A 12729-nucleotide genomic window follows, 5' to 3' on the forward strand; every position below is an offset into this window, starting at 1 on the left:
CCGAGTTCGGGCTCGACTGCGCAACGCTGCGTGCGGCCGCGATCTGCACCGCCGCCTCCCGAGCACGCGCACGATACTTGCGCCGAGACTCAACCAATCGCCGCGATCTTGCGCCTAGCCTTGCTGCAAGCGGCGAATCGGCGCCGCATGCACCAGGCCGACGACGGCCGCGAGATCGGAGGCTCCCGTGTCGCAGACCCAGCTCGACCCCCGCATCGACGTCGCCGAGGTCCCCGACCCGGCCGCTTCCATCGCCCTCGCGCGCGGCGTGGAGCACGACCCGGCCTGGCTCGATCTGAAGGCCGCCGCCACCGCACTGCAGGCGCTGCAGGCGAAGGACGGCTCGGTGCCCGAGGAGGCCGACCGCCCCGAGGCATCCGCCCTCGTCGACCGCGTGGCGACCGCCGTCGACGCCCTCGCCCCGCGCTTCCCGCACGACGCCGACTACCTCGCGCAGCTGCCCCGCGACCTGCGCCGCTGGCGCGACGAGGGGCTCGGCGTGCCCGACTTCCTCGACGCGCTCGTCGCGTTCCAGCCGCAGCGGCACCGCATCGACGGGCTGCGCCACCTCGTGGTCTTCCCGATGCTCACGCAGAACGGCTCGGCCGACCGGCACCTCGAGGCGCTCGTCGTCGAGACGATCTGGCCCGAGTCGATCGCGCACCTCGAGGCATCCGACTACGGCAACGCCCTGTTCGTGAGCCTGCGCCTGGTCGACTTCACGCCCGGCTACGACACGAACTCGGCCGTGCTGTTCCCCGAGACGGTGGCGATGCGCGAGATCCCGCCGTTCACGTGGGGCGCGATCTTCCAGGACCGCGAGGCCGCCCGCTACCGCCGCGTCGTGCGCGCCGCTGCCGCCATCACGAAGCTCGACCTGCCGGCCGACGCCGAGCGCATGCTCGACGACCAGGCCCTCACCGAGCGCGTGTTCGTCATGTGGGACCTCATCCACGACCGCACCCACATGCGCGGCGACCTGCCGTTCGACCCGTTCATGATCAAGCAGCGCATGCCGTTCTTCCTCTACTCGCTCGAGGAGCTGCGCTGCGACATGACCGCGTTCCGCGAGGCGGTGCGCATCCAGCGCCGGCTCGAGGCGAGGGCGGCGGATGCCTCCGGCGACCCGCTCACCGACGTCGAGGCGTACGTGCTCGACCTCGCCCGCCTCGTGCAGTACGCGGTGATCTTCGACCGCATCTTCCGCTTCGCGATCACGGGCACGCGCGTGCGCAACTACGACGGGCTCGGCGGGCAGCTGCTGTTCGCGTGGCTGCACCAGCGCGGCGTGCTGCACTGGACCGACACGAAGCTCGCGTTCGACTGGGAGGGCGTGCCCGACGCGGTCGTCGCCCTCGGCGACGCGATCGACGAGCTGTACTGGCGCTCGATCGACCGGCCGAAGACCGCACACTGGCTCGCGGCGTACGAGCTCGTCTCGGGCGTGCTCGAGCCGAACCCGGCATCCGCCTGGGCGCGCGGGCTGCCCGACGAGGTGCTCGCGGGCGCGCCGCGCGGCTACACCGACCTCGTCATGGACGACGAGTTCCCCCTGTCGATGTTCTACGAGGCGCTCGAGAAGAAGATGCGCGACGTGATCGCCTCGACCGTGGGCATCACGGGCACGACCCCCGACGCCTGATCAGGGGCTGGCACGATCGGCCCACGATCGGGCAGGCTCGAAGGGCCAGGCCACGCGAGGGGAGACGCACGTGAGCACGGACGGACGCACGGTACTGATCGCGGGGGCGACGAGCGCGTCGGGGCGCGCGGTCGCGCAGGCGCTGCTCGCCGACGGGGCGCGGGTCATCGCGGTCGGCTCGAACCGGGGGCGACTCGACGAGCTCGAGGCATCCGTGCCCGGGGTCATCACCGAACTCGCCGACCTGACCGTCAAATACGACGTGCTCGAACTGTCGATGCGCGTGCACGCCCGCATCGGCGACATCGACGGCGTCGTGCACCTGGTCGGCGGCTGGCGCGGCGGGGGCGGCATCCCGGGGCAGAGCGACGACGACTATCGCGCGCTCGAGGCGGGCTTCACGGCGCTGCGGTTCGTGAGCCGCACGTTCTGGGACGACCTCGTGGCATCGGATGCCGGGCGCATCGCGATCGTCTCCTCCACGACGGTCGAGCAGCCCACGGCCGGCAGCGCGAACTACAGCGCGGTCAAGGCCGCGAGCGAGTCGTGGATGCACTCGCTCGCCGACGGCTTCGCCAAGGCCGGCGACACGGGCGCGGCGACGATCTTCCGCGTGCGCTCGCTCTCGGGGCTCGAGGACGCGCTCGCCGACGCCGTCGTCGGGCTCTGGGCAACGGAGCCAGGCGAGCTGAACGGCCGCACCACCACGCTCGCCTGACCGGGCCGGCGCGCCCACGTCTCCTGCGCGACGATCACGCCTGAGGGCGGAATCTCGCACGGAGGGCCGAAGTTTCAGCCCTCAGGCGAAGAACCAGCCCTCAGGCGGGTCCGGCGGTCTCCTTCGCCGCAGCTGCCTTCCGCTCGCCGGCGCTCCGCGCGCGTCCGTAGCCCCAGATCGACACCACGAGCAGCACCACCCCGGGCGTGACCAGCCACCCCGGACCACCCGCCATGCCGGCGACCACGGCCGCGAAGCCCGCCGAGAACACGACGCCGACCCACCACCACGACGCACCCGCGAGCGTGACGGCGCCGGCGATGGCCGCACCGACGATCGCACCGGCGATGGGCACGAGCCCGCCGATCGAGAGCACCGCCAGCACGATGCCGACGCGATCGGGTCCGTCGGCGAGCACGAGGAACGGCACGGCGCCGATCAGCACGAGCAGCACCCCGAAGCCGAGCGATGCGATGAGCCCCATCTGTGCGAGGTCCCTCGTGCGCATCCGGCCGAGCACGTCGGCCTCGGCGCGCTCGAGGATCCCGGAACAGCTCCCCCAGACCGGCCAGCACGCCGCGACGAGCGCGAGGCCGCCGACCACGATCGCGTACCCGACCACGGGATCGCCGGAGCCGAGCTCGCCGATACCGGCGACGCCCAGGCCGACGACGGAGGCCCCGAGTCCCACCAAGGCCGCGACCCCGATTCCCCGGTTCACGCGACGCAGGAGCGTGATCCTCCGAAGCGATCGCATGCGGTGGATGAATCGGGCGCGGCTCACCCGCACACGCTACCCGCCGGGTCGGCGCGGCGAGCCCGCCTCCACAGCGATCGCGGCGAGCGGATGCGACCGGGGTACGATTTCCCGTCCCCGGCGCGCCGACCCGAAACGACCGCGGCGGGGCATCCGCTCCACCGAACCGAAGGCACCACCCCATGCGCAAGCGCACCGTCGCGCTCATCACCGTCTCCGCCGTCGTCGTCGCCGCCCTGGGCGCCGCGTACTGGGCCGGCCGCGACCTGTTCCACATGCCCACCGCCACCGGCGTCGACTCGGTGATCGGCGAGGTCGGCGGCGAGCGCGTGCTCGGCGTGTTCGCCCACCCCGACGACGAGCAGACCGTGAACGGCCTGTTCTGGCGGGCGAAGGCCGAGGACGGCGCCGAGACCGCGCTGATCACCGCGACCCGCGGCGAGGCCGGCCACCAGGTGCCGACCGTCGCCCGGCAGGACGACCTCGGCATCGTGCGCGAGGCCGAGGCGCTGAAGAACAGCTTTAACCTGGGCATCGACGCGCACGAGGTGTGGCACTACCCCGACGGCGGCGTGCCCGAGGTCGACGAGGACGAACTGGTCGAGCGCATCGCCGACGCCATGGCCGAGTTCCGTCCCGATGTCGTGGTCACGTTCTGGCCCGAGTCGGGCGCGACGGGCCACGCCGACCACATGGAGATCGGGCGGGCGACCGAGCTCGCGATCGGGCGGCTCGAGGCATCCGCCGGCCCCTACACCGGGCCCGACACCATCGTGTACACGATCAGCCCGACGAAGGCGCTGACGATGTTCGGCGGCGAGACCGGCGCGTTCGTCGCCGCGAACCAGCCCGACCCCGACTACGCGATGCCCGCCGAGGTGGGCAAGAAGTTCGAGGGCTGGCAGATCCACGCCTCGCAGCGCGACTTCATGCCGGCGTCGTACATCCTGCCGACGTGGGTCATCTACGCGCTGTGGGACCACGAGTTCTACACGGTGCGCGACCTCGCGGCCGACCCGCTGGGCTGAGTCGGGCGGGCTGAGCCGGGCGGATGCCGGCGCGGGCGGAAACCTCCGTCGCACGGCGGATCCGCCGCCGTGCCGACGCGGCTAGCGTGGACCCGATGAGCACGCCCGCCACCACGACCGCAGCGCCCGCGAGCCAGACCGACGGCGACGACTGGGTGCGCCCGTGGCCGGGGCCGCGCTCGCTGCGCGCCGACGCACTCGGCGCGGCCGTACTCGCCGCCGGCACCGCCGTGAGCCTCGTGCTCTCCTCGGCGAGCGGGGTGTACGAGGACGCGGCCCCGGTCTGGGCGTCCGTGCTCTGGCTCGTGGCCATGACCGCGCCGCTGGTCGTGCGCCGGCTCGTGCCCGAGGTCGCGGCCGTGGTGGTCTCGGCCGCGTACATGGTGGGCATCATCACGCAGGTCGCCGAGCTGCTGTTCAGCCAGATCATCGTGTTCGTCGCGATCTACACGGTGGGCGCGTGGGGGCGTCGGCGCGCCCTGGCGAACCTCACCCGGGGCGTGATCGTCGCGGCGATGTTCGTCTGGCTGTTCTGGAACCTCATCGTCTACTCGAACGTCGCGGACTACCTGCCCGCCCTCTCGCGCGAGTTCGACGGCCTGCTCTCGCCCTACGTCGCGTTCGGGCTCATCCAGATCATCACCAACCTGCTCTACTTCGGCGGCGCATGGTACTTCGGCGACTCGGCCCATCGCGCGGCCCGGGAGCGCGCGGCGCTCGCCCAGCGCACGGAGGAGCTCGCCGCCGAGCGGCAGCGCACGGCGCGGCAGGCGGTCGCGCTCGAGCGCGTGCGCATCGCGCGCGAGCTGCACGACGTGGTCGCGCACCACGTGTCGGTGATGGGCGTGCAGGCGGGGGCGGCGCGACGCGTGCTCGAGCGCGATCCGGCGCTCGCCACGGCGAACCTGCAGTCGGTCGAGGCGAGTGCGCGCGAGGCCGTCGACGAGCTGCACCGGCTGCTCGGCACGCTGCGGGCCGACGAGGTCGACGAGGCATCCGCCGCCGCACCTCCGGCGGAGGGCACCAGCACCCTCGGAGCGGCCCAGCTGCCGCAACTCGCCGCCGAGTCTGCGCGCGCCGGGCTGCCCACCGAGTTCCGCGCCGTCGGCGAGGAGCGGCCGCTGCCGGCCGTGGTCGACCTCACGGTCTACCGCATCGCCCAGGAGGCGCTCACGAACGCCCGCAAGCACGGCGGCGGCGCGGCGCGCGCCGACGTGCGCCTGCGCTACCTCGACGACGCGGTCGAGCTCGAGGTGGTCAACTCCGGGCTCGCGCGCGCGGCCGCCGCGACTCCGGGACGCGGGCTCGGCCAGGTCGGCATGCGCGAGCGCGCGGCGTCGGTCGGCGGCGAGGTCGAGTTCGGGCCGCGCGCCCGCGGGGGCTACCTCGTGCGGGCGCGGCTGCCGTTGCATCCGCCCGCCGTCCCGGCTGCTGCGGAGGACGGCCGATGAGCGGCGTGCGCGTGGTGGTCGTCGACGACCAGGACCTCGTGCGCGCAGGCTTCCGCACGATCCTCGACTCCGAGGACGGCATCGCCGTGGTCGGCGAGGCAGCCGACGGCGCCGCCGCCGTCGAGGTCGCGGCGCGCCTCGCCCCCGACGTGGTGTGCATGGACGTGCAGATGCCCGGCATGGACGGCCTCGAGGCGACCCGGCGCATCACCGCGGCCACGGGCGCGACGGCGGTGCTCATGCTCACGACCTTCAACCGCGAGGACTACCTGTTCGAGGCCCTGCGCGCCGGTGCGAGCGGGTTCCTGCTGAAGAACTCGAGCCCCGAGCAGCTCATCGAGGCGGTGCAGGTGCTCGCCCGCGGCGACGCCCTCCTGTCGCCCGACGTGACGCGCGCGGTGATCGCGGCGTTCGGCGCGCAGCCGGGGGTGCCGGCGGATGCCCCGGAGCCGGCCGAGCCCGCCCCGGCACCGCGTCCCGGTGCGGCCGGCCCGACGCCCGACCCGGGCGACCCGGCGCCCGACCCGCTGCTCGCAGCGCTCACCGATCGCGAGGGCGAGGTGCTCGCGCTCGTCGCGGAGGGCCTGTCGAACGCGGAGATCGCCGCCCGGCTGTTCCTCGGCGAGGCGACCGTGAAGACGCACGTGTCGAAGGTGCTCCAGAAGCTCGGCGTGCGCGACCGCATCCACGCGGTGGTGTACGCCTACGAGCACGGCGTGGTGCGGCCGGCAGCCGACCCGCGGTCCTGACCGGGCCCCCCTCCGCCGCTCGGGGGAACCGGCACGTTCCGCCCCGCGGCGGATGCGCCGCCCGGGTGCGCGTCCGTAGCGTGATGCACATGCTCGCACTCGACCACGTGTCCAAGTCGTACGGGGAGCGCCTCGCCCTCGACGACGTCTCGTTCACCGTCGCTCCCGGTCGCATGACCGGATTCGTCGGCGGCAACGGCGCCGGCAAGACGACCGCCATGCGCATCGTGCTCGGCGTGCTCGAGGCCGACGCCGGCACGGTGTCGCTCGATGGCCGCACGCTCACGCGCGCCGACCGCCAGCGATTCGGCTACATGCCCGAGGAACGCGGACTGTACCCGAAGATGCACGTGCTCGAGCAGCTCGTCCACTTCGCCAGGCTGCACGGCTGGTCGCCGGCACCCGCCCGGCGCAACGCCCTCGACCTGCTGGACCGGCTGTCGCTCGCCGAGCGGCGCGACGACAAGGTCGAGACGCTCTCGCTCGGCAACCAGCAGCGCGCGCAGATCGCCGCGGCGCTCGTGCACCGGCCCGAGGTGCTCATCCTCGACGAGCCCTTCTCGGGCCTCGACCCGATCGCGGTCGAGCAGGTGCAGCAGGTGCTGACCGACTTCGCGGCCGGCGGCGCCCCAGTGCTCTTCTCCTCGCACCAGCTCGACATCGTCGAGCGGCTCTGCGACGACCTCGTCATCATCGCCGGCGGCCGCATCGCCGCCGCCGGTGAGCGCGACGCGCTGCGCGACGAGCACGGTTCGCATCGGTACGAGCTGCTGCTGAACGGCGACGCGGGCTGGCTGCGGGACGTTCCCGGTGTCGACGTCGTCGAGTTCGACGGCGGCTGGGCGCTGTTCGAGGTCGACTCGGATGCCACCCGCCAGGCCGTGCTCTGCCGAGCGGTGGACCACGGCGACGTCGTCAGCTTCACCCGCGAGCAGACCACGCTGGCCCAGATCTTCACGGAGGTCGTCCGATGAGCGCAGGCACCGCTCGCGCAGCCACCGCCGCCCGCCCGGCGGCGCCCGGCTTCGCCACGAGCGCCTGGCTCGTCGCGGCGCGCGAGATCATGGTGCGGCTCCGCAGCGTCGCCTTCGTCGTCTCGACCGGCATCATCCTGCTCGCCGCGCTGGCCGCGGTCGTGATCGGCAGCGTCGTGGGCTCGAACGAGGAGCCGCCCGCCGTCGCCGCCCTGGGTGACGCGCAGGCGGTGGTCGCCGGCACCGACGCGCTGCAGGTCGTCGACGCCGCCGACGTCGGCGAGGCCGAGCAGCTGCTCCGCGACGGCGAGGTCGAGGCGATCGTCGCGCCGGACGCGTTGGTGCCGGAGCTGGCCCCGGAGGGCGCGGCCTCCGGCGAGCCATCCGGCCTCGGCATCACCGTGGTCGGCATGACCGAGGCGCCCTCCTCCGTCATCCGGGCGCTCTCGGTGTCTCCGAACGTGGCGCTGCTCGAGCCGACGAGCCAGGACCCCGCGCTGGTCTACTTCGTCGCACTCGGCTTCGGGCTGGTGTTCTTCATGTCGGCGTTGTCGTTCGGCCAGATCATCGCCCAGAGCGTGGTCGAGGAGAAGCAGACCCGCGTCGTGGAGATCCTGCTGTCGGCGATCCCCGTACGTGCGCTGCTCACCGGCAAGGTGGTGGGCAACAGCCTGCTCGCCTTCGCCCAGATCGTGGTGATCGCGGTGCTGGCGATGCTGGGGCTCATGCTCACGGGCCAGCGCGTGCTGCTCGGGGGCCTCGGCCCGAGCGTCGCGTGGTTCGTCCTGTTCTTCCTCTTCGGGTTCGTGATGCTGGCCGCGCTGTTCGCCGCGGCAGCAGCGCTGGTCTCGCGCTCGGAGGACGTCGGCACGACGACCACGCCGGTGACGATGCTCGTGATGATCCCGTACTTCCTCGTGATCTTCTTCAACAGCGACGAGACGGTGCTCGCGATCATGAGCTACGTGCCGTTCTCGGCGCCGATCGGCATGCCCATGCGCGTGTTCCTCGGCACGGCGGAGTGGTGGGAGCCTCCGCTGTCGCTCGTGATCCTCGTCGCGACCACCGCGCTGGCCATCCTCGTGGGCAGCCGCATCTACGGCAACGCGCTGCTGCGGATGGGCGCCCGGGTGAAGCTGCGCGACGCGCTCGGCGCCTGATCCGGGCCGCGACGGACGGCACCCGGCGGGGCCCGGCTGACGGGCCCCGCCGGGGCGTTCCGGCGCTCGATCAGGCGGAGCTCGCCGAGGCCCCGCGCATCTGGCGGATGACCTCGTCGGTCGGCTGCATCAACGCGATGATGTTGCCCTCGCTGTCGTCGAACCACGCGCCGCGCGAGCCCTCGAAGTCGGCGACGCCGTCGACCGTCGTGAGCCCCTCGGGGAAGTCGTAGTCGTGGAAGACGACCCCGTGCGAGCGGAACTCCGCCATGTCGGCGTCGAGGTTCTCGGTCATGATCGAGAGCACGGTGTTCTTCGCGGTGCCCGAGAAGCTCGTCTCGTACACCAGCACGCTCGTGCCGCCGATCGTGTAGTAGTCGCCCGTGACGTCGGACACCGTCGGCTCGAGGCCGAACACGTCGTGCCAGAACCGGCGGGCGCGCTCGAGGTCGGATGCCGCCAGGACGGCCGTCATGGAGGTGAGATGTGCCATGAGAATTCCTCGCTTTCCTCGGATGTCCGGAGTCTACTCTCGTGCCTGCGGCAGCTGCACCCCTCTTCCGGTCGCGTGGCTCGCGAGGGGCGAGCACCCCGGACGACCGTCCGTCCGAGCCGGTCGGGAAGCGTAGCGGCACCCGCGTCGTTACACCCGATCGGCACCTGCGTCAGGCACATCGCCCAGGCGCCCGACCCCAGGAAGGCACCACATGACCCACCCCGTGATCCCCGACCACCTGACCGACCTGCTCGAGCGCCCGCTGATCGCCTCGCTCGGCACCACCCGTCCCGACGGCAGGGTGCAGGTGCAGCCGATGTGGTTCGAGTTCGACGGCACCGACATCCGCTTCACCCACACCACCACGCGCATCAAGTACCGCAACCTCATGCGCGACCCGGCCATGACGGTCCTGGTCATCGACCCCGACGACACGGGCCGCTACCTCGAGGTGCGCGGGCGCCTGACCGAGGCCATCCCCGACCCGACGGGCTCGTACCTGGTGCACCTGGCCGCGCGGTACGGGCAGCCGGGTGCGCAGCCGCCCGCCGACAAGGCGGATCGGGTGATCCTGCGGATGACCCCGGAGCACGTCACGCATCACTGATGCGCCAGTCGGGTGCGGTGCGCAACGGATGCCCCGCGGGGACGTCCCGATGCATCCGCCGCCGCCCGCCGATGCGAGGATGGACGGGTGACCGCACGACTGCACGACCCCGCCCTGCGCGGCTTCGCCTCCGACAACTACTCCGGCGTGCACCCCGAGGTGCTCCAGGCCATCGCGAACGCGAACGACGGCCACCAGATCGCCTACGGCGAGGACGTCTACACGACGCGCCTGCAGGAGGTCTTCGCGCAGCACTTCGGCGAGGGCGTGCACGCGTTCCCGGTGTTCAACGGCACCGGTGCGAACGTGACCGGACTGCAGGCGATGCTGCCGCGTTGGGGCGCCGTCGTGTGCACGAGCACCGCGCACATCCACACCGACGAGGGCGGTGCGCCCGAGCGCGTGGCCGGCCTCAAGCTGCTGCCCGTTCCGACGCCCGACGGCAAGCTGACCCCCGAGCTCATCGATCGCGAGGCCTGGGGCTGGGGCGACGAGCACCGCGCGCAGCCGCTCGTGGTCTCGATCACGCAGACCACCGAGCTCGGCACCGCCTACACCGTCGACGAGGTGCGCGCGATCGCCGAGCACGTGCACGCGCGCGGCATGAAGCTGCACATGGACGGCGCCCGCATCGCCAACGCCGCGGCGACGCTCGACGTGCCGCTGCGCGCGTTCACGTCCGACGCGGGCGTCGACGTGCTGAGCTTCGGCGGCACCAAGAACGGGCTGCTCTACGGCGAGGCCGTCGTCGTGCTCTCCGATGACGCACTGGAGCTCGCCGGCACCACCGGGCCCGACTCCATCCGCTACCTGCGCAAGCTGAACATGCAGCTGACCTCGAAGATGCGCTTCGTCTCGGCGCAGCTGATCGCCCTGCTCGAGGGCGACCTCTGGCTGCGCAACGCGCGTCACTCGAACACCATGGCCGCGCGACTGCGGAGCCGGCTCGAGGAGGGTGTCGCCGCCGGCGAGCTGCCGGGCCTCGGCTTCAGCCAGGAGACGCAGTCGAACGCGGTCTTCGCGACGTTGCCCGCCGGTGTCGCCGACCGACTCCGCGACGTGTTCCGCTTCTACGACTGGGACGCCGCACGCGGCGAGGTGCGCTGGATGTGCGCATTCGACACGCTCGCCGACGACGTCGACGCCTTCGTCGCTGCCATCCGGTCGGAGCTCGCCCGCGCCTGACCCCCCCCCCCGCCCCCCCCGCCGCCCGCGAGATCGGGATCCGCGGCGGCCGAACGTCCCGGTCCGGACCGGGCAACCGGACCGTACGTCCGGTGCGCTCCTGCGAGCTTCCTGAGAACGCACGCCCACTCGGTGCTGGCACTGGAGCGTCCGGATCGGTGCCGCGCCGATGATAAGACCGTCTGCCGGGGGAGTCTCCGCGGCGGGGGCGCTCGGTGGAACCACCGTGCGGCTGGAGGGGAGCGACGGATGACGACGGGAATCGCACTGGTGAACGCACGCGAAGGAGATCGCGATCCGTTCGACGCGAACCCGTCACCGGAGTCCGCACCCGCGGCAGGACCGGAGGGACGCGAACTGGTCGTCGTCGGCGGCCTGCTGTCGACGTTCGTCACCATCCTGCTCGTGCTCCTCGCCGCGCTCCAACCGGCCGTCGCGACGATCGCCATCATCGGCGTGGTCGCGGTGTTCGCCACCATGCTGGTGGTGCGGTCGACGGTCGAGCGCCCGTACACCCGGGTGCGCGCCCTGGCGACGCTGCTCGTGCTCCTCGGCACGGGCTCCGCCGCCGCGATCATCTGGATCGTCGCCTCCGGCTGGCTCCCCGCCTGACCGCGGAGCCGACCACGACGCGGGGCCGAGGCCGCCGCGTCGCACTCCCATGCGTCGACATGGAATAGCAGCGCCACCCGGTCCGTTGGTCCTCCTCGTGCGCTCCGATGTCGCAGTGCGCGACCCGCACCACGCACCCGGAGGACGCACCATGACGATCGACGACACCGACTTCACCGACGGCTTCACCCGCGCGGCCGAGACCCGCGTGCCCCTGCTCGGCGTACTCGCCGAGCGCTGGAGCCCGCGGTCGTTCGACCCGGACGCCACGATCGACGACCACGCCCTCGACGGCGCGCTCGAGGCCGCCCGCTGGGCGCCGTCCGCCAGCAACTCGCAGCCCTGGCGGTTCATCGTCGGGCGTCGCGGCACCCGCACCTTCGAGCAGATCCACGGCACGCTCGCCGGCGGCAACCAGGGCTGGGCCGACAAGGCCGCCGCGCTCATCGTGAACGTCGCCGAGACCACCGACGTCGACGGCACGCCGCGGCCGTGGGGACACTACGACCTCGGGCAGTCCGTCGCCTACCTCGCCGCCCAGGCGCACCACGACGGCCTGCACGCGCACCAGATGGGCGGATTCGACCGCGACGCCATCCGCAGGGCGTTCGGACTCGACGACCGGCTCGAGCCGGTCTCGGTCATCGCGATCGGCGTGCTCGCGAGCCCCGACGCGCTGCCCGACCGGCTCCGCGAGCGGGAGGTCGCACCGCGCCGTCGCATGCCGCTCGACGAGCTCGTGCTGCAGCGCGACTGACGCGCGGCGTGCGAACGGGCACGCGGGCCTCGCGGCGCGCGTGCCCGTGGCATCCGTCGATCAGGCCGTGGCGGTCTTCCGCGACGGGGCGATCAGCAGCAACGCGATGCCGAACAGCACGAACATGATGCCGACGCCGGCCGCGAAGACGGCGATGCCGAACGAGACGACCGACGTGAACAGCGACGCCCGCAGGAACGACGCGTTCATGACGACCGCGCGCACCGGGTCGTCCTGGTCGAGCTCGGCGTAGGTCGAGCCGCCGCTCGCCTCGAGCGCGTGGTGGTTGATGATGTCGGCCTGCACGAAGGCGGTGAACGGCCCGGTCACCTGTGCGCCCTGGAACGCGATCGCGTCGTCGGGCACGGTGATGTTCTCGGCGCGGAGCTGGCTCGACACCGCCACCCACGCGACGATGCCGACGATGATGAGCAGCGCGCCGCCCACGATGCCGAGCCATCCGAAGACCTTGACCGCGGTGCTCTGCCCCCCGGTAAGTGCGATCGTGCGCATTTCTGTGTCGGCCATGGCGAATCCCCTCGTTCGATGCCGCTGACAGGGCCGACGATAGCGAACCTGAACGTCGCTTGGGA

At 72.5% G+C, this 12729-nt stretch carries 14 protein-coding genes; 11 read left to right on the forward strand and 3 right to left on the reverse strand.

From position 1 onward, the window contains the following. The first annotated feature begins 187 nt into the window (after positions 1–187). Positions 188–1642 (forward strand): DUF6421 family protein, encoded by a 1455-nt coding sequence (locus ABZK10_RS04345; RefSeq protein ID WP_436408484.1) that lies wholly within the window; start codon positions 188–190, stop codon positions 1640–1642. A gap of 70 nt (positions 1643–1712) precedes the next feature. After that, on the forward strand, positions 1713–2360 hold the full coding sequence (locus tag ABZK10_RS04350; protein WP_353807964.1) for an SDR family NAD(P)-dependent oxidoreductase: 648 nt from the start codon (positions 1713–1715) through the stop codon (positions 2358–2360). Between the two features lie 100 nt (positions 2361–2460). Here ABZK10_RS04350 and ABZK10_RS04355 read toward each other — a convergent pair whose 3' ends face one another. After that, entirely contained in the window at positions 2461–3144 is a 684-nt protein-coding gene (locus ABZK10_RS04355) for a hypothetical protein (RefSeq protein ID WP_353807965.1), read from the reverse strand. 155 nt (positions 3145–3299) lie between these two features. On the opposite strand from ABZK10_RS04355, the gene ABZK10_RS04360 reads away from it, so the two are divergent. From ABZK10_RS04360 to ABZK10_RS04380, 5 genes are all read left to right on the forward strand, one after another. Next, positions 3300–4145, forward strand: a complete 846-nt coding sequence (locus ABZK10_RS04360; protein WP_353807966.1) for a PIG-L family deacetylase — start codon at positions 3300–3302, stop codon at positions 4143–4145. Between the two features lie 95 nt (positions 4146–4240). Next, positions 4241–5596: a sensor histidine kinase gene (locus ABZK10_RS04365; RefSeq protein ID WP_353807967.1), complete on the forward strand. Its 1356-nt coding sequence runs from the start codon at positions 4241–4243 to the stop codon at positions 5594–5596. Then, on the forward strand, positions 5593–6345 hold the full coding sequence (locus tag ABZK10_RS04370; RefSeq protein WP_353807968.1) for a response regulator: 753 nt from the start codon (positions 5593–5595) through the stop codon (positions 6343–6345). The genes ABZK10_RS04365 and ABZK10_RS04370 overlap by 4 nt, the downstream gene beginning before the upstream one ends. Positions 6346–6434: 89 nt before the next feature. Then, on the forward strand, positions 6435–7319 hold the full coding sequence (locus tag ABZK10_RS04375; RefSeq protein WP_353807969.1) for an ABC transporter ATP-binding protein: 885 nt from the start codon (positions 6435–6437) through the stop codon (positions 7317–7319). Further along, positions 7316–8479, forward strand: a complete 1164-nt coding sequence (locus tag ABZK10_RS04380; protein ID WP_353807970.1) for an ABC transporter permease — start codon at positions 7316–7318, stop codon at positions 8477–8479. The genes ABZK10_RS04375 and ABZK10_RS04380 overlap by 4 nt, the downstream gene beginning before the upstream one ends. A 70-nt stretch (positions 8480–8549) precedes the next feature. On the opposite strand, the gene ABZK10_RS04385 is transcribed toward ABZK10_RS04380, so the two are convergent. Then, positions 8550–8972, reverse strand: a complete 423-nt coding sequence (locus ABZK10_RS04385) for a VOC family protein (protein ID WP_353807971.1) — start codon at positions 8970–8972, stop codon at positions 8550–8552. Between the two features lie 214 nt (positions 8973–9186). Here ABZK10_RS04385 and ABZK10_RS04390 point away from each other — a divergent pair, with 214 nt between their 5' ends. The 4 genes from ABZK10_RS04390 (at position 9187) to ABZK10_RS04405 (ending at position 12136) form a co-directional block, all read left to right on the forward strand. Continuing rightward, positions 9187–9582 (forward strand): PPOX class F420-dependent oxidoreductase, encoded by a 396-nt coding sequence (locus ABZK10_RS04390; RefSeq protein ID WP_353807972.1) that lies wholly within the window; start codon positions 9187–9189, stop codon positions 9580–9582. 87 nt (positions 9583–9669) lie between these two features. After that, complete coding sequence (locus ABZK10_RS04395; protein WP_353807973.1) at positions 9670–10767, forward strand: threonine aldolase family protein; 1098 nt, start codon at positions 9670–9672, stop codon at positions 10765–10767. Positions 10768–11016: 249 nt separating this feature from the next. Next, a complete protein-coding gene (locus ABZK10_RS04400) occupies positions 11017–11379 on the forward strand; it encodes a hypothetical protein (protein WP_353807974.1) in 363 nt (120 codons plus the stop codon). Positions 11380–11530: 151 nt separating this feature from the next. Next, positions 11531–12136, forward strand: a complete 606-nt coding sequence (locus tag ABZK10_RS04405; RefSeq protein WP_353807975.1) for a nitroreductase family protein — start codon at positions 11531–11533, stop codon at positions 12134–12136. Positions 12137–12196: 60 nt separating this feature from the next. Here the strand turns inward: ABZK10_RS04405 and ABZK10_RS04410 are convergent, their stop codons facing one another. Continuing rightward, positions 12197–12664, reverse strand: a complete 468-nt coding sequence (locus ABZK10_RS04410) for an aromatic ring-opening dioxygenase LigA (RefSeq protein WP_353807976.1) — start codon at positions 12662–12664, stop codon at positions 12197–12199. Positions 12665–12729: the final 65 nt, after the last annotated feature.

It is taken from the genome of Agromyces sp. SYSU T00194 (assembly GCF_040496035.1).
In the GTDB taxonomy this organism is placed as follows: domain Bacteria; phylum Actinomycetota; class Actinomycetes; order Actinomycetales; family Microbacteriaceae; genus Agromyces; species Agromyces chitinivorans.